The sequence below is a fragment of the Dactylosporangium sp. NPDC006015 genome (genome assembly GCF_040614215.1).
In the GTDB taxonomy this organism is placed as follows: Bacteria; Actinomycetota; Actinomycetes; order Mycobacteriales; family Micromonosporaceae; genus Dactylosporangium; species Dactylosporangium maewongense.
This window is the reverse complement of sequence record NZ_JBEXUD010000022.1, coordinates 129,425-146,119: the sequence shown is the minus strand read 5'-3', so window position 1 is coordinate 146,119 and position 16,695 is coordinate 129,425. Positions and strand designations below refer to the sequence as shown.

The following is a 16,695-nucleotide window of genomic DNA, read 5'->3' as shown; positions in this document are numbered from 1 at the left end:
CGGGTTCAGCGGGCGGCGAGCGCGAGCGGCTCGGGGGCCGTCCAGTGCTCGCCCTGGGTGGCGATGAACCAGTCGACGGTGCGCTCCAGGCCCGCTTCGAGGGACACGAGACCGGCGGGGTCGATGCCGACGGCGCGCAGCGTCTCGGCGTTCGCGCTGACGACGGCGCCGGCCTGCTCGCCGGGGCGCATCGGCAGGTCCACGATCTCGACCCGCGGGTAGCCCTTGCGCTCGCACTGGTCGATGACGATCTCGGCGACGTGGCGGATCGTGGTCGACGAGACGGGGCCGCACTCCACCACGTGGTCCAGGACGGTGCCGGCCTCGGCGGCCTCGAACGCGGAGACGAGCGCCTTGGCGACGTCGCCGACCCAGACCATGTCGGAGACCTGGTGGCCGCCGCCGTAGAGCTCGACCGGCATCCCGCACAGGGCGCGGCAGACGACCGCCGGGGTGATCTTGCGGACCTTGCCGGGTCCGAACGGCGCGGCGGCGAGCTGGCGCGGCCCGTACGCGTTGACGGCGCGCACCACGTTGACCCGGCTGCCGCGGTCGGCGTTGAACATCGACACGAACCGCTCGACGGCGGTCTTGGAGATGGAGTAGCTGTTGTTCATCCAGTGGTTGCCGACCCCGATGTAGACGCCCGGCAGCTGGTACTGGGTGACGGCCTCGAGGAAGTTCAGCCCGCCGACGAGGTTCGTCTCGGCGGCCGGGCGCGGGTTCAGGATCGTCTCCTGGGTGCCGAGCACGGCGGCGAGGTGGATGATGCCGTCACAGTGGGCGGCGAGCTCGACCATGGCGGTCGCGTCGCGGATGTCGCCGAGCATCACCTCGCGCTCGGGCGCCTCCGCACGGCGCCGGGCGTGCGCGTGGTGATCGAATACCAACGCCTCATGTCCTCGTGCCTCGATCTCCTCGCAGACGTACCGTCCGATGAAACCATTACCCCCGGTCACGCCGATCTTCATTGGCCGTTTCCTATCACTCGATGGGCGGGTCCTCGCCCACGGCAGGCTTCGGCGGCTCCCTCCACGGGGTGGTGCCCCGCGCTGGAACGCCGTTGAACAGCACAAACACGATGCGGACAGCGATCTTCGCCACGAGTGATCGAATCCTCACGCCGCGGTCGCAATCTACCGTCCAGGCGCCAGTGATCACAGTCCGATGGGAAAGATTTATTGACCCAGTCGTATGTGAGGCATCGTTTTGCCGACGTTGCCCCCGATCCGGCGGAATTTACGTGAAGCGATGGTTTTGGCGCCTCTCACGGACGGCGACACCTCCCGGAACGCTGTGATCCCTGGCAAGACCCTGGCAAACGCTCCGCCCCACACGGAGGTGGTCGAAGTTGACCCCGTCGGGCCGAGCGGTGCCCGGCTGCACGGCACCACGGATGGAGCACATGTGACCTCGATCAGCGGCATCAGCGGCATCTCGGGCTCGTTCGCCGGCCAGCGGACGGCGCTGCGACCCCCACCGCCACCGAAGGACGGCCAGGACCCGATGAGCGCGGTGTCCAAGGCGCTCGGCCTGTCGGGCGACCAGCTGAAGTCCAAGCTGGACAGCGGACAGAGCCTCACCGAGGTCGCGGAGGAGCAGGGCGTCTCGCACGACGACCTGATCGCCGCGATCAAGGCCGGCAAGCCGGCGAGCGCGGCCACCTCGGTCTCCGCGTCCGTCGAGAAGGACGACGACGCCGTCGCCGAGCGGATCGCGGCGCAGAAGGGCACGCCCGGCCCACCGCCCGGCGCACCCCGCGGCGGCGCCGCCGGCCTGTCGGACGAGTCGAAGCTGCAACAGCTCAGCACCCTGCTGGAGACCGACAGCGGTTCCCTGCGCGGCAGCAGCGCCACCGAGGTCGTGAAACGCATGCAGGACAAGGGCATCGACCTGTCCCGGCTCCGCTCGGTCCTCGACAGCGGCGACCTGGTCGACTACGCCGCCTGACCCTCGCCCCCGACAAGCAGCCGCTCGGTGAGCTCCATCAGCCGGGCGGCTGCCGCGGCGTCCAGGGTCGGGAAGTCCGGCGGGAGGCGCCGGTCCCGGTCGACCGCGGTCAGCGCGTCCGCCGGCGGCTCGTCCACGAACCCGTGGATCGGCCCCACCGAGGCGGCCACCGGCCGGGCCGCCAGCGACGCGACCGCGAGCAGCCCCCGGACCACCGGCGGCAGGCCCGAGCGGTCGCCGCTGCGGGTGAAGCCCGGGTGGTAGAGCACGTACCGGGCGCGGCTGCCGGACCGTTGCGCGAAGCCCGCGCCGAGCAGGTCGTTGGCGCGCCCGGCCTGCAGCTGCGCCCGTACCGTGGAATAGCCGGTCGACAGCTGTGGGTCGGCCCATTGCACGGCACCCTTGGTGACCCCCACGCCGGCGACGTTGACGATCACCGGGTGCTCGGCGCGGTCCAGGGCCGGCCGCAGACCGAAGCTCAGCAGGTACCGGCTGACGTAGTACAGCGCGAAGGTGCGTTCGAGGCCGTCGGCGGTCACCTCGCGCCGCGCCGACACGGCGTTGGCGAACAGCGCGAGGGCGTCGACCACCGGGTGCGCGGCGAGGACCTCCTCGACCACCCGCCGGTTCTCCGCGACGCTGCTCAGGTCCGCGGGCAGGAACGTGATCGCGCCGCCCGCCATCGCCTCGCCCCGGCCGCGGTCGCGCCCCACGACGACGACCCGGTCGCCGCGCTCGGCGCGCCCGAGTGCGAACGCGCGCCCCATGCCGTTCGTGCCGCCACTGACCACGACCACGCCCATCTGCGCCCCCACTACCGTTGGTTGCCGACGGGCTCATCCTCGGCGCGACGGCCGGGGCGGCGGAAGAAGGCACTGTGATGTCCACTGCGCACACCGGTGTGCCCACCTCGCTCCGGCAGCACGCCCTGCCGGTGCCGGTGCCGGCCGGCGAATACGAGCAGTGCCCGGTCACCGAGCTGCTGCGACGGCTCGGCGACAAGTGGACGCTGGTGACGCTGTCGTTGCTGGCGCGGCGGCCGTTCCGCTTCAACGAGCTGCACCGCGCGGTCGAGGGCATCAGCCAACGGATGCTGACCCGGACCCTGCGCACCCTTGAGGCCGACGGGCTGGTCGAGCGCGAGGTGTTCGCGACCCTGCCGCCCAGCGTCGAATACCGGCTGACCCTGCTCGGCGTCAGCCTCCTGGAGCCGTTGTCGGCCCTGGCGGCCTGGGCGGTCGCGAATCCACGCCGCGTCGGCTAGCCGACGCCCACTACTCGCCGAATTCGCGGTCACGCCCTTACGGCGGCCGCAGCCGGCGGCCTAGCTCCGCGCGATCCGCGTCATCACCGCGACCAGCACGGCGCCGACGGCAACGACGATGGCGTAAGGGAACCAGGGCGTGGGGTAGGTGGCGGCCATCAGACCGACCATCAACGGTCCAGTCGGCGCGGCGACGGTGCCGGCCACCGCCGGCGACATGGGCCGGCGGACAAGCAGGCCCCGCACCAGGAGCGAGATCCCCACGCCGGCGGCGAACAGCGGCACCACGATCACAGCCAGGAAGAACGCAGTAAGGAACTGGATGTCGGGCTGGCCGCACCACGTGCCGCCGCACAGCGCCCACGTCCAGGGGCCGAAGGCGTAGGCGGCGAACCCCGCGGTCGCGGCCAGGCCGAGCCCCACGAACCAGAGCGTCATCACGTTGTCAGTCCGGATGCGCGCGGCAGCGTCCATGCCCCACACCCTAGTGCCACCTGCGCGGACGACTTAATTGGAGACTTACTTTAACTATTAGGACTCTTTACCTTGTGGTGGCGTCATCGATGGCTGATGATGCGAGGGGAGCGGATCCGCCCATCCCCTCCCGCCTACCGAAGGACCACCCGTGCTCAAGAAGCTCCCCTTGAGCGCGCGACGCCTCGTGCTCGCCGCGCTCGCCCTGGTGACCGCGCTGGGGGTGGGCCTGGTCATCAGGCCCGCCCTGGCCGCCGCCGCCCCGTTCAAGGTGCTCGCCTTCTACAACGGCACCTGGGACGCGGCCCACATCGACTTCGACAAGGAGGCCCGGGACTGGTTCCCGGCGCAGGCCGCGCAGAACGGTTTCACCTGGGAGGCGACCACCGACTGGAGCCGGCTCAACACCGGCAACCTGGCCCAGTACAAAGTCATCATGTTCCTCGACGACGCGCCGCCGTCGGGACAGCGGGCCGCGTTCCAGCAGTACATGAACAACGGCGGCGCCTGGATGGGCTTCCACGTCAGCGCGTTCACCACCGACCCCGGCTCGTGGAGCTGGTACTACAACACGTTCCTCGGCTCGGGCGCGTTCCGGACCAACACGTGGGGGCCGACCGCGGTCACGCTGAAGGTCGAGGACCGGGCGCACCCGTCGACGGTACGACTGCCGGCCACGTTCCGGTCCGCGGTCAGCGAGTGGTACTCGTGGAGCAACGACCTGCGCCAGAACCCCGCGATCGACATCCTCGCCTCGGTGGACCCCAGCAGCTTCCCGGTCGGCACCGACCCCAACCAGTCGTGGTACAGCGGCTACTACCCGATCCTGTGGACGAACCGTAACTACAAGATGCTGTACGCCAACTTCGGCCACAACGGCATGAACTACTCCACCAACACCCGCACGTCCTCGACGTTCGCCAGCGCCGACCAGAACCGCTGGATCATCGACGGCATCCTGTGGCTCGCCGGCGCCTCCACCACCCCGCCGTCGTCGTCGCCCACGCCGTCCGCTTCCCCTTCGTCCAGCACGGGACCGATCTCGCCGACCGCGTGGTACAGCGTCACCAACAAGAACTCGTCGAAGTGCGTCGACGCGCGGGCCGCCGGCACCACCAACGGCACGGCGATCCAGCAGTACACGTGCAACGGCTCCACCGCGCAGCAGTTCCAGTTCCAGCCGACCAGCGGCGGGTTCGTGCGCATCAACAACCGCGGCAACAGCGCACAGGCCCTCGACGTCACCAACGTGTCGAGTGCCGACAACGCGCTGATCCAGACGTGGACCTACGGCGGCGGCAACAACCAGCAGTGGCAGCCCGTGGCCGAGGGCGGCGGCTGGTACCACTTCGTGAGCCGGCTCTCGGGCAAGTGCCTGGATGTCCCGGCCGCGTCGACCGCCGACAGTGTGCAGCTCGTGCAGTACACCTGCAACGGCACGGCGGCGCAGTCCTTCCGGCTGTCCTGAAAGTTTCGGCTTCCACGGACCGCTCCGAGCATTGACGCGTGGTGATGCATTGCCCGGCCCTGGACCCCGGGACTACGGTCTCGCCGTCCCGGGTCGGGCAATTGTGACATTGTGACACTCGCCCGACCGCCCGTTCGCATGTTGTACAGCGAGGAGCGGATCGTGCGGTTCATCCCCCATCGGCGGCGGGCCGTCGCCATCGCCGTGGCCGGCGCGGTGGCCGTCGCCGCGGCCGCCGTCACCGTGACCGTGGCGTCGGCCGCCGCGTCCGGCTGCCGCGTCACGTACACCGTGACCAACTCCTGGCAGGGCGGCTTCGGCGCGAACGTCGACATCACCAACCTCGGCGACGCCGTGAACGGCTGGACCCTGGCGTGGACGTTCCCGGCCGGACAGACCGTCACCCAGGCCTGGAACGCGACCGTCACGACCAGCGGCGGCCAGGCCCGCGCGACGGACGCCGGCTACAACGCGCCGATCGCGACCGGGGCGACCGTGTCGTTCGGCTTCAACGGCACGTGGACGGGCAGTAATCCATCGCCTGTTGGATTTTCGCTGAACGGCGTCACCTGCACCGGAGCCCCCACATCGTCTTCCGCGCCACCGCCCTCTTCTTCGGCGCCGCCGCCTCCCACGGGCAACGCCAAGCAGATGGAGGACCTGGACCGCGGCCTCATCTCCGTGCGGTCCGGCAGCGGCAACCTCGTCTCCTGGCGACTGCTCGGCACCGAGGCCCTGTCGACGGCGTTCAACCTGTACCGCGGCGGCACCCGCATCGCGACGGTCACCACCGGCACCAACTACCTCGACGCCGGCGCCGCCGCGGACGCCTCCTACACGGTGCGCGCGGTCGTCGGCGGCACCGAGCAGGCCGCGTCCGGTGCGTCGCTACGCTTCGCCAACGGCTACCTCGACGTGCCGATCTCCTCGCCCGGCTCCGGCTACACCGCCAACGACGCCTCCGTGGGTGACCTCGACGGCGACGGCGACTACGAGATCGTGCTGAAGTGGGACCCCGCCGATGCCAAGGACAACTCGCAGTCCGGTGTCACCGGCGTCGTGTACGTCGACGCGTACCGGCTGGACGGGCAGCGGCTGTGGCGGATCAACCTCGGACGCAACATCCGGGCCGGCGCCCACTACACGCAGTTCCAGGTGTACGACTACGACGGCGACGGCCGCGCCGAGGTCGCCATGAAGACCGCGGACGCCACGGTCGACGGCACCGGCCGCGTCATCGGCAACGCCTCCGCCGACTACCGCAACAGCTCCGGCTACGTGCTCAGCGGCCCCGAGTTCCTCACCATGTTCAACGGCCTCACCGGCGCCGCCATGTCCACAGTGGACTACGTGGTGCCGCGCGGCACCGTCTCGTCGTGGGGCGACAGCTACGGCAACCGGGTCGACCGGTTCCTGGCCGGCACCGCCTACCTCGACGGGCAGCGCCCATCGCTGATCATGGCCCGTGGGTACTACACCCGGTCGGTCATCGTCGCCTGGGACTTCCGCAACGGCTCGCTGACCCGGCGCTGGACGTTCGACAGCAACAGCTCCGGCAACAGCGCCTACGCCGGGCAGGGCAACCACCAGCTCTCCGTCGCCGACGTCGACCAGGACGGCCGCGACGAGATCGTGTACGGGTCGATGGCCGTCGACGACAACGGCGCCCGCCTCTGGAACACCGGCAACGGCCACGGCGACGCCCTGCACGTCGGCGACCTCGACCCGTCCCGCCCCGGCCTGGAGGAGTTCAAGGTCGACGAGGACGGCAGCAAGCCCTCCTCGTGGATGGCCGACGCGCGCACCGGACAGATCCTGTGGACCACCCCGGCCAACGGCGACAACGGCCGCGGCGTGTCCGGCGACATCTGGGCCGGCAGCGCCGGCGCCGAGTCATGGTCCTCCGCCGCCGACGGCGTCCGCAACCCCAAGGGCACGGTCGTCTCCACCCGCAAGCCGAGCTCGACCAACTTCCTCGCCTGGTGGGACGGCGACACGACCCGGGAGCTCCTCGACGGCACCCACATCGACAAGTACGGCACCTCCGGCGACACCCGGCTGCTGACCGCCTCCGGCGTGCACTCCAACAACGGCACGAAGTCGACACCGTCGCTGTCCGGCGACATCCTCGGCGACTGGCGCGAGGAGGTGATCTGGCCCACGTCGGACAACACCGCGCTGCGCATCTACAGCACGCCCGACCCGACGTCGACGCGGCTCTTCACGCTGATGCACGACCCGCAGTACCGGTGCGCGATCGCCTGGCAGAACACGGCGTACAACCAGCCGCCGCACCCGTCGTACTTCATCGGCAGCGGCATGTCGACGCCGCCGGCGCCCGTCATCTACGTGCGTTAGCGTTCCTGTCATACCTGGGCGGTAGCTTGTTGGCATGACGTCGGCGAGCTCGGACCTGATCCGCAGGGTGGATCGGTGCGTGCTCGCCGGCGACGTGCCGGGATTCCCCGTGGTGCCCGACGGGTGGCTGGCCGTAGCGGTCGCCCCCGCCGTCTCCGTCACAGCCTCGGACCTCGCCGCGGCGGTGCCGCCCGACGCCGAGCGCGTCGTGCTGCTCGCGGCCGGCCCGCTCGGCCCCGACCTCGCCGCGGCGCTGGACCGGCCCGTCGTCGCACCCGACGGCCCGGTCGTGCAGACGCCCGGCGGGGTGATGGTCACGACCGACGCCGGCGGCGGCTGGTGGCGGCACCGGCCCGGCCGGCCCGCCGAGCCGCTCGGCCCGCGCTGGCCCGCACCCGACTGGCAGGGGTCCGCGCCGCTGTGGCCCTCCACGGTCATCGCCCAGCCCGTCCCCGCCGGCTGGCTGCTGTCCCCCGGCCCGGTGGGCTCGGCGGCCGCCTTCGACGGGGTCGAGTTCGCCGTCGCCGTGGACCCGTCCCGGCCGCGGCTGCTGCTCGACCCGGCCCTCACCGGCGAGCAGCTCGCACTGGCCATGACTGCCCTGCCGACCCGCGTGCGGCGCGTCGCCGACCTCGTGCCGCTGGGCGCGGGCCAGGGCGCCGGCCGCGCGGTCGCCGCGACCGCCGCCGCCCGCCTCGGCGAGCCCGTCCACCTGGTCAACGGGGTGCCCCTGCACACGCCCGCCGGGTCGATCGTGGTGTTCGCCCTCGACGCCCACCGCCGGCCCGTCTGGGCGGAGCCCGCGTGGCTGCTGCGCCTCACCCCCGACGGCGGCGAGGAGGTCGTGGCGTCGTCCCCGCCGCACACCTCGCTGCGCGAGCTCTCCCCCGCCACGTATGCGATGGACATGGGCTGGCAGGTGCGGTTGAGCGGCGGCGGGATCCATGCGTTCCCCGGCCCTCCCCCGCCACCCGCGAAGGGCCGCGCCTCATTGCCTGCCACCGCGGCCGTCACTGAGTCGTTCGCCGCTGTGGATGCGGGTCTCCCCGGTGGTCCCTCGGTCCCGGCTTCGTTCGCTGATCGGCCGGGTGCTTACCGGGTCGTCGTCGGCAGCGCCGGGGAGACGATCGACGACCTGGTGTGGCCGCCGCTGTCGGCGATGTTCACCGCGCTGTTGTCCGACATTCCCGCCGCCGTCGACCTCGTCGTGGAGGGCACGTCGTCGGCTTGGGGCGAGGCCGCCGAGCGGGAGCTCGCCGAGCGGCACCCCGGCGGCGGCGTGACCAACGGGCAGGCGCGCGAGTTCCAGCGCGCCGACCTGCTGCCCATGCCGCCCGCGCCGCTGCCGCCCGACCCATCGGCCGCGGTCCGCCGCGCCCGCAACGGGCTGGCGCTGCTGGCCGCCGCGGCGGTGGTCGTGGTGCTGCTCGCCGTCGCGGGCCTGGTCGCGTTCTGGCCGCGCGGCGGCGACGGCGCCGACCTCGCCGGCGACGTCGGGCCGCAGACGGCGACGGCCCCCGGCGCCGCGCCCGGCACCCCGTCCGCGGCGGCATCGGCGAGCGGCAGCGCCTCCCCTCGGGCCAGCACGTCCGCCTCGCCCCGCGGCTCCACCCAGGCGTCGGCATCCGCCGGCCCCAGCCTCACGACCTCGGCCACGGGCGCGCCCCCGCTGCCGCTGGACACCGGCACCGACGTCGCACGCGGCCGACCGGCCACGGAGAGCAGCCACACCGACTCGTATGTCGCGAGCCGCACCACCGACGGCGACCCGATGAGCTACTGGGAGAGCCGCAACAACGCCTTCCCGCAGTGGATCCAGGTCGACCTCGGCGCCCCGGTCGCGGTCCGCCGCATCGTCCTGCGCCTGCCCCCGTCGTCCGCCTGGCCCGCCCGCACCCAGACCGTGACCGTCCTCGGCAGCCCCGACGGCGCCGCCTTCTCCGTCCTCATCCCGGGCGCCGCCTGCCGCTTCGACCCCAACAGCGGCCAGCAGGCCACGCTCGCCGTCAACTCCGGCAACCACCGCTACGTCCGCATCCTCATCTCCTCCAACACAGTCCAGCCCGCCGGCCAGCTCTCCGCGATCGAGCTGTACCGCAGCTGACCCGTGGGGACCGCGCCCCAGACCACTCACGCCATCGCCCCACCACGCCATCGTCGCGCCACGCCGGTGCTCCCTGCGACGCCCCGCAAACACGCGACTTCGACTCCACCAGCGGCAAGCGCGCCACGCTCGGCGTCAGCTCAGACGACCACCGCTACGTCCACAGTCCAATCGCCTCCAACACAGTCCAGCCCGCCGGCCAGCTCTCCTCAATCGAGCTGCGCCGCGGCTGACCGCTCGCGACCGCCACCCAGACCACCCACGCGCCGCCAGCACCCCCTGGACCTCCACAACACGCGACCACCGCTACGTCCGCGTCCGCATCTCCTCCAACACAGTCCAACCCTCCGGCCAACCCTCCGCGATCGGCCCGCGCCGCGGCTGATCCACTCCCGCCACGCGGGCCGCCACTCCGGACCACGGCTGACCCTCACGACCATGCGCCAGCCCACCACGCGGACCATTCCTGACCACATCACCGTCGCGTGACACGACAGGCGCCGCCGGGCGTGGCGCCACCGCCGCGAGGGGTCGTGCCCCCGTTGGCGTTGTCGCCGCCACCACCAGCCGTGGCGCTCTGCCCGTCACACCAGGCCACCGTGTCGGGCCGCATCATCTTCGCGTCAGGCGCGGGCCACCACGCCAGCCCACCACGCCCAGCCACGCCATCGTCGCGTCACACACCACGCCACCACGCCGAGCCACCACGCCACACCGTCACGCCGGGACACCACGCAGGCCATCACGCCGGACCGCGTCACCGTCGCGTCGCACGCCAGGCCATCACGCGGGGCGACCGTGCCGGGGAGCGTCATTGTTGCATCGCGCGCCACGTACACCGGCAAACCAGAAGAGCCCCGCATCGCCAGCAACGCCATACCTTCAGAGCCATGACGGCGAACACCGCACCGCTCAACCGCGGCGGCACACCGCCCCGGCCGCTCAGGCAGCCCGGCCACCACACGCCGCACTGGTCGCCCACACGACGAGCGATCGAAGGACGAATCCGGCCGCCCGCGCGACCAGAACCGTCCTTGGATCACAGCGGGGCGCTGGCGAACCCGGCAGGCCGGACCGGGGCGTGCGGACGTTCGCCGGGACCGTCGAGCAGCACCGTCGCCGCCACAGGTGCGCCGCGGGCCGCGGAGTCCGATCGTCGTGCCGGGCCGGTGAGGGCAGGTGTCAGTCGTGCGAGTAGCTGTCGACGGTGATGCCGTCGCGGCGGACGGTGATGTGTGCGTGGTCGCCGAATGCGTCGAGCAGCACCTGGTTGAACGCTTCGCTCTCGAAGGCGTCGGTGAGTGCGCGGGCCCGGTCGTACCGCTCCTCGTCCGGGCCGGTGTATGCGCTGTACCTCTGCCCGTTGACCCACTTGCCCTGCCGGCGGCCCAGCGACGGGTGTTGTCCATCCTCGAGCCGGAGCTGGTGGGTCAACTGCGGCTCGAGGGCCGGGTCCTCGGGAGTCCGGAACCATGGCGTGTCGACACTGAACACGCACGGGTCCCCGTCGTTGTAGTAGGGCGTGTACTGCGTCCAGCCGAACTCGACGATCATGTCGTCGGCGAGGAGTGCGCGGATCAGGGGTTCGAGGTCCGACAGCGGACGCTGCTGCACCGTGGGGGCGGGGCGGATGATGGTCCCGTCGACCGGGATGCCGAGAAAGTTGAAGTGGCTCATTCGACTGGCTCCTCGGTCCGGGGCTCGCCCTGCAGAAGGTGGGACAGCGGAAGTTGCTTGCGTTGCGCGCCGGACATCCACGGCGCGATCGGCATGCCGGCGATGTAGTCGGCCGGCGACGGGAGCCAGCCGAGATCTTCCAGGACGTGCCGCTCCGCGATCAGCCGGACGGGCACCTGGATCGTCCCACCGGTGCTCCGGGAGACTTCGATGGTGCGGCCGAAGATGCGTTGGCACAGCCAGACGCCCTCGGTGTGGTGGTAGAGCGACCGGTGCCGGACGTCGCCGATGAGCTTCTTCGAGGAGTCGATGAACTCCTCTATCTCGATGTAGTCCTCAGGGGTGCCGCCCCACTTGCGCGCCGCTGAGACCGCATGGTGCCAACTGTTCACGCGCTCTCCCGCCCCGGCGACGCCACGCCGGTAGGGAATGTAGATCATCACCGGGCGGCGGGCAATCGCGCAGGTCAGGGCAGGGGGCGGAGGTTGAACCAGGTGGTGGCGGCGGCGCGGGCGGGTTCGGTGAGGACGGTGTAAGGGACGGGGGTGCCACCGTTGGCGAGGACCTCGCGTTCGAGGTGGTCACGCAGGAGCCAGACGTCGGCGGGGTCGATTGCGGGGCGCAGGTGCAGGAGGTCGTCGAGGTAAGCGGTGGTGAAGCCGAGGTCGGCCGCCAGGGCGTCAGGTGTGCGGCCGGTCAGGCGCTGGTTTGCCTGGAGTTCGGCGGCGGTCTGGGCCTTCTCGGCGAGGTTGAGTGACATGGAGTCCTCCGTGCTGGGTTCTCCGGGCTGGTTCAGGTCAGTGCGGTGGCGCGGGTGCGCAGGGTGGCGAGGGTGTGCGCCAGGGCGGCGCGCTCCTCGGTCGTCAGGTCGGCGAAGAGCTCGGCCAGGAACTCGTGCCGGGTCGCGGTGGCCAGGGTGTTGGCGTGTTCGCCGGCGGGGGTGAGGCGGACCAGGCGGGCGCGGCGGTCGCGTGGGTCGTCGGTGCGCCGGACCAGGCCGTCGCGGGACAGGCCGTCGATCAGCTCGGTGATCGTGCGCGGGGCGACGTCCAGCGCGGTCGCGAGCTCGCTCTGCCGGGCAGGGCCGGCGGCCAGGGCGCCGAGGACCCGCTTGCGGGCGACGGACACGCCGTGCCGCTGGAGGCGGGTGTCCAGGACCCGGCGGATCTGGGTCACGCAGCCCAGCAGCTGGTCGGCGAGGTCGAGATCATTCACCCCATAAACGGTACCCCCTCATCGTGAGGGCCCTCAACAAAAGGCCGAATAGGATCGACGAGTGATGCGATCCGCGTTTCTCGATGCCAGTGAGACCGCCGCGGGGCTGCTGCGGGACCCGGCCGTGACGGCGAGGTGGGGCGAGCCGAGTGCGCTGCCCGGGTTCACCGTCGGCGGGCTGGCCCGGCACCTCGCCAATCAGGTCACCAGGACCGTGACGCTGCTCGCGGGGCCGCCGGGTGAGGCCGCCGTCCCCGTTCTGGACCACTTCACCGGCGCGGGCTGGGTCGGGTCGGGCAGGGACAGCGACGACAACGTCTTCATCCGTTCGCGGGGTGAGGAGGCCGCCGCGCTGACCAGCGCCGCCGAGCTGGCCGCCGAGGTCGACGCGGCGCTGGACGAGCTGCGCACGACCGTGCCGGCGCAGCATCCGGAGCGGATCGTGGACGTCGGGAAGTGGGGGCTGACGGTCGACGACTTCCTGCTGACCCGGGTGCTGGAGCTCGTCGTGCACGTGGACGACCTGGCGGTGAGCCTCGACGTACCGACGCCGCAGCTGCCGCCGGAAGCCGTCGCGGCGACCGTGGAGCTGCTCGGCAGGCTGGCGGTGTGGCGGCACGGGGCGCTGCCGGTGGTCGGGGCACTCGCCCGGCAGGAGCGAGCCCCCGCGTCCATAGCGGCGCTGTAAAACCGAGCGGCATAGGGTCAGGGGTGTGCGAATCCGGATCGAGGGCACCGACCTGCCGGGGCGGCGCCCCGGCGCCGACGAGTTGCGGCTGCACAACGTGCACGTGGGCGTGCAGCGCAAGGCCGAGGTGGTGGACAGGGTCCGGGCCGACGCGCCGGACGTGACCTGGGACCTGGAGGTGACCAGCCGGGAGGTCGACGGGCTGCTCGACGTCGGCGGGCCGTGGGTGCACGGGCGGCCCGGGGCGCGGTTCCTCTACCTGAGCTGGGGCGCTGTGACGGGCGACGAGTTCGCGATGTTCCGCCGGGCGAAGCTCATGTTCGGCGACATCCCGACCGAGGTGCTGCGGGCGGCGCACGACGGGGCCGGCACGCTGCACGGCCGGCTCGGCCTGACCGACGCGGCGGGCGACCCGGTGTGCGCGCGGGTCCGCCCGCCCGCGATCGCGTGGACGGTGCGCTGACCGGACCACGACGAGCGGCCCCGCAACGAAGCTGACCGGGCCACGACGAGCGGCCCGCAACGAAGCTGACCGGACCACGACGAGCGGCCCCGCAACGAAGCTGACCGGACCACGACGAGCGGCCCCGCAACGAAGCTGACCGGACCACGACGAGCGGCCCCGCAACGACCAGGAGGCCCAGGGGACCGTCAGCATCCCCTGGGCCTCCATCATCCACCGGTTCGCGTCCCGCCCAGGTCACGTACCGGCGAGACCTCAGCGGGAGCGGCCCGCCCGGCGCTTCGCCCAGACGTCGAACGCGACCGCCGCCAGCAGGACCAGGCCCTTCACGAGCATGACCCGCTCGCTCGGGGAGCCGATGAGGGACATGCCGTTGTTGATGACGGCCATGATGAGGCCGCCGGTGATGGCGCCGACGACCTTCCCGACACCGCCCTGCACCGCCGCGCCCCCGATGAACGCCGCGGCGATCGCGTCCAGCTCGAACGCGTTGCCGGCGGTCGGGCCGGCCTGGTTGAGCCGGCCGGCGAAGATGATGCCGGCGATCGAGGCGAGCAGCCCCATGTTCACGAAGATCCAGAAGGTCACCGACTTGACCTTGACGCCGGACAGCCCGGCGGCCTGCAGGTTGCCACCGACGGCGTAGATGTGCCGGCCGAAGACGGTGCGCTGGGAGATCAGCGTGTACAGCAGGACGAGCGCGGCGAGCAGGACCAGCACCCATGGCAGGTTCTTGAAGCGGGCCAGCTGGACGATGATGAACATCAGCACGAGCGACGCGCCGGCGATCTTCGCGACGAACACGGGAAGGCTGTCGACGGCCTGCCCGTAGCCGATGCGGCCGCTGCGGGCCCGCCACTGCACGACCACGATCCCGGCGACCGCCGCCAGGCCGACGAGGAGCGTGAAGAGGTCCGCGCCGCCGAGGACGCCGAGGCCGATGTTGTTCAGGAAGCCCGGCGTGAAGCCGTTGGCGAGGGTCCGTACGTCGTCGGGGAACGGGCCGATGCCCTGGTTGCCCAGGACGGTCATGGTGAGCGCCCGGAAGACGAGCATGCCGGCGAGCGTGACGATGAACGCCGGGATCCCGAAGTACGCGATCCAGAACCCCTGCCAGGCGCCGATGAGCGCCCCGACGGCGAGGGTGGCCAGGATCGCGACGGGCCACGGCACGTCCAGGTCGACCATGAGCACCGCGGCGACGGCGCCGGTGACCGCGACGACGGAGCCCGCGGACAGGTCGATGTGCCCGGCGATGATGATCAGGATCATGCCGATGGCGAGGATCAGGATGTACGAGTTCTGCACGACGATGTTCGAGATGTTCTGCGGCTCTAGCAGCGAGCCGGACGTCAGGACCTCGAACAGGACCACGATCGCGGCGAACGCGATGTAGATGCCGCTCTGGCGCAGGTTGACCGAGAAGCGGGTCGGCGCCACGGTCTCCGTGTCGGCCTCCACGATGGTCGTCATGAGCGTTCCTTAAAGCTGGTCATGAGCTGCATGAGCCGCTCGGGGGTCGCGTCGGCGCGGGGCAGTTCGCCGGTGACCCGGCCCGCCGACAGGGCGTAGATGCGGTCGCAGATGCCGAGCAGCTCCGGCAGCTCGGAGGAGATGACCAGGATCGCCTTGCCCTCGTCGGCGAGCCGGTTGATGATCGTGTAGATCTCGTACTTGGCGCCGATGTCGATGCCGCGGGTCGGCTCGTCGAGGATCAGCACGTCAGGGTCCGTGAAGATCCACTTGGCGAGCACGACCTTCTGCTGGTTGCCGCCGCTGAGTGTCCCGGTGACGGCGCCGACGCCGGGCGCCTTGATGTTGAGGCTGTGCCGGTAGTCCTCGGCGACCCGGAACTCGCGGTTCTCGTCGACCCAGCCGCCCTTGGCGATGCGCGGCAGCGCGGCGCCGGAGACGTTGCGCTGGATGTCCTCGATGAGGTTGAGGCCGTACCGTTTGCGGTCCTCGGTGGCGTACGCGATGCCGTGCGCGATCGCGTCGCCGACGGTCCGCAGCTCGACCGGGACGCCGTCCTTGTACACCTGGCCGCTGATGCCGGTGCCGTAGCTGCGCCCGAAGACGCTCATCGCGAGCTCGGTGCGCCCGGCGCCCATGAGTCCGGCGAGCCCGACGATCTCGCCGCGGCGCACCGACAACGACGCCCGGTCGACGACGACCCGCCCGTGCTGGGTGGGGCTGTGCACGGTCCAGTCCTCGATGCGCAGCGCCTCGGCGCCCACCTCATGCGACAGCCTCGGCGGGAAACGGTGCGACAGGTCCCGGCCGACCATGCCGGAGATGATGCGGTCCTCCGTCACGCCTTTGCCGCGCATGTCGAGGGTCTCGATGGTGCGGCCGTCGCGCAGGATCGTGGTGGTGTCGGCGACCGCCTCGATCTCGTTGAGCTTGTGCGAGATGATCACGCAGGTGATGCCGCGCTCGCGGAACTCCCGCAGCAGGTCCAGCAGGTGCTGGGAGTCCGACTCGTTGAGCGCCGCGGTCGGCTCGTCCAGGATCAGGAGCTTCACTTCCTTGGACAGCGCCTTGGCGATCTCGACGAGCTGCTGCTTGCCGACGCCGAGGTCCATCGCCGGGGTGACCGGGTTGTCACGGAGGCCGACCCGGCGCAGGAGCGCGCCGGCGTCGGCATTCGTGCGGTTCCAGTCGATGAGGCCCCAGCGCCCGCCACGAGGTACCCGCTCGTTGCCGAGGAAGATGTTCTCCGCGATCGACAGGTGCGGGATGAGCGCCAGCTCCTGGTGGATGATGACGATGCCGCGCCGCTCGCTGTCGCGGATCCCGCCGAAGTGGCAGGGCTCCCCGTCGAAGTCGATGTCGCCGGTGTACGAGCCGTGCGGGTACACGCCGGACAGCACCTTCATGAGGGTCGACTTCCCGGCGCCGTTCTCACCGCAGATCGCGTGGATCTCCCCGCGGCGGACCTCGAGGTTCACATCCTGCAGCGCGGCAACGCCGGGAAACGTCTTGGTGATGCCGCGCATCCGCAGGATTACGTCGGACTGAGCCTGGGACATGG

At 71.4% G+C, this 16,695-nt stretch carries 16 protein-coding genes; 7 read left to right on the top strand and 9 right to left on the bottom strand.

Translation table 11 applies throughout. The annotated features are described in order from the left end of the window. Positions 1-5 precede the first annotated feature (5 nt). Positions 6-971 (bottom strand): NAD-dependent epimerase/dehydratase family protein, encoded by a 966-nt coding sequence (locus ABZ321_RS33320; protein WP_354898725.1) that lies wholly within the window; start codon positions 969-971, stop codon positions 6-8. 436 nt (positions 972-1,407) lie between these two features. On the opposite strand from ABZ321_RS33320, the gene ABZ321_RS33315 reads away from it, so the two are divergent. Next, positions 1,408-1,950 (top strand): hypothetical protein, encoded by a 543-nt coding sequence (locus ABZ321_RS33315; protein ID WP_344504409.1) that lies wholly within the window; start codon positions 1,408-1,410, stop codon positions 1,948-1,950. On the opposite strand, the gene ABZ321_RS33310 is transcribed toward ABZ321_RS33315, so the two are convergent. Continuing rightward, positions 1,938-2,753: an SDR family NAD(P)-dependent oxidoreductase gene (locus tag ABZ321_RS33310; protein WP_344504408.1), complete on the bottom strand. Its 816-nt coding sequence runs from the start codon at positions 2,751-2,753 to the stop codon at positions 1,938-1,940. The genes ABZ321_RS33315 and ABZ321_RS33310 overlap by 13 nt on opposite strands. Positions 2,754-2,830: 77 nt before the next feature. Between ABZ321_RS33310 and ABZ321_RS33305 the strand changes: the two genes are divergently transcribed. Then, positions 2,831-3,214 carry a helix-turn-helix domain-containing protein gene (locus tag ABZ321_RS33305; protein ID WP_354898721.1) on the top strand — a complete coding sequence of 128 codons (384 nt, stop codon included), beginning with the start codon at positions 2,831-2,833 and terminating at the stop codon, positions 3,212-3,214. Between the two features lie 60 nt (positions 3,215-3,274). Here ABZ321_RS33305 and ABZ321_RS33300 read toward each other — a convergent pair whose 3' ends face one another. Then, positions 3,275-3,688, bottom strand: coding sequence for a hypothetical protein (locus ABZ321_RS33300; protein ID WP_354898718.1), 414 nt, complete (start codon positions 3,686-3,688; stop codon positions 3,275-3,277). Between the two features lie 169 nt (positions 3,689-3,857). On the opposite strand from ABZ321_RS33300, the gene ABZ321_RS33295 reads away from it, so the two are divergent. The 3 genes from ABZ321_RS33295 (at position 3,858) to ABZ321_RS33285 (ending at position 9,618) form a co-directional block, all read left to right on the top strand. Further along, on the top strand, positions 3,858-5,156 hold the full coding sequence (locus ABZ321_RS33295; RefSeq protein ID WP_344504404.1) for a ThuA domain-containing protein: 1,299 nt from the start codon (positions 3,858-3,860) through the stop codon (positions 5,154-5,156). Between the two features lie 162 nt (positions 5,157-5,318). Beyond that, the gene (locus tag ABZ321_RS33290) at positions 5,319-7,514 is read left to right on the top strand and encodes a cellulose binding domain-containing protein (RefSeq protein ID WP_354898715.1); all 2,196 of its coding nucleotides are present in this window, start codon (positions 5,319-5,321) and stop codon (positions 7,512-7,514) included. 34 nt (positions 7,515-7,548) lie between these two features. Continuing rightward, on the top strand, positions 7,549-9,618 hold the full coding sequence (locus ABZ321_RS33285) for a discoidin domain-containing protein (RefSeq protein WP_354898712.1): 2,070 nt from the start codon (positions 7,549-7,551) through the stop codon (positions 9,616-9,618). A 1,182-nt stretch (positions 9,619-10,800) separates the two neighbouring features. Here the strand turns inward: ABZ321_RS33285 and ABZ321_RS33280 are convergent. From ABZ321_RS33280 to ABZ321_RS33265, 4 genes are read right to left on the bottom strand one after another with little or no spacing between them, the layout of a single operon-like run. Then, complete coding sequence (locus tag ABZ321_RS33280; protein WP_354898709.1) at positions 10,801-11,295, bottom strand: hypothetical protein; 495 nt, start codon at positions 11,293-11,295, stop codon at positions 10,801-10,803. Beyond that, positions 11,292-11,738, bottom strand: a complete 447-nt coding sequence (locus ABZ321_RS33275; RefSeq protein WP_354898706.1) for a hypothetical protein — start codon at positions 11,736-11,738, stop codon at positions 11,292-11,294. Before ABZ321_RS33275 ends, ABZ321_RS33280 begins: the two co-directional genes overlap by 4 nt. 23 nt (positions 11,739-11,761) lie before the next feature. Further along, positions 11,762-12,055 carry a DUF2316 family protein gene (locus ABZ321_RS33270; protein ID WP_354898704.1) on the bottom strand — a complete coding sequence of 98 codons (294 nt, stop codon included), beginning with the start codon at positions 12,053-12,055 and terminating at the stop codon, positions 11,762-11,764. Positions 12,056-12,087: 32 nt separating this feature from the next. Next, positions 12,088-12,510, bottom strand: coding sequence for a MarR family transcriptional regulator (locus ABZ321_RS33265; protein WP_354898702.1), 423 nt, complete (start codon positions 12,508-12,510; stop codon positions 12,088-12,090). Between the two features lie 64 nt (positions 12,511-12,574). Between ABZ321_RS33265 and ABZ321_RS33260 the strand changes: the two genes are divergently transcribed. Next, positions 12,575-13,198 carry a maleylpyruvate isomerase N-terminal domain-containing protein gene (locus tag ABZ321_RS33260; protein ID WP_354898699.1) on the top strand — a complete coding sequence of 208 codons (624 nt, stop codon included), beginning with the start codon at positions 12,575-12,577 and terminating at the stop codon, positions 13,196-13,198. Between the two features lie 25 nt (positions 13,199-13,223). After that, complete coding sequence (locus ABZ321_RS33255; RefSeq protein WP_354898696.1) at positions 13,224-13,661, top strand: DUF5990 family protein; 438 nt, start codon at positions 13,224-13,226, stop codon at positions 13,659-13,661. A 255-nt stretch (positions 13,662-13,916) separates the two neighbouring features. Here ABZ321_RS33255 and mmsB read toward each other — a convergent pair whose 3' ends face one another. After that, entirely contained in the window at positions 13,917-15,134 is a 1,218-nt protein-coding gene (gene mmsB / locus ABZ321_RS33250; protein WP_354898693.1) for a multiple monosaccharide ABC transporter permease, read from the bottom strand. Beyond that, positions 15,131-16,660, bottom strand: a complete 1,530-nt coding sequence (gene mmsA / locus ABZ321_RS33245; RefSeq protein WP_354898690.1) for a multiple monosaccharide ABC transporter ATP-binding protein — start codon at positions 16,658-16,660, stop codon at positions 15,131-15,133. Before mmsA ends, mmsB begins: the two co-directional genes overlap by 4 nt. Positions 16,661-16,695: the final 35 nt, after the last annotated feature.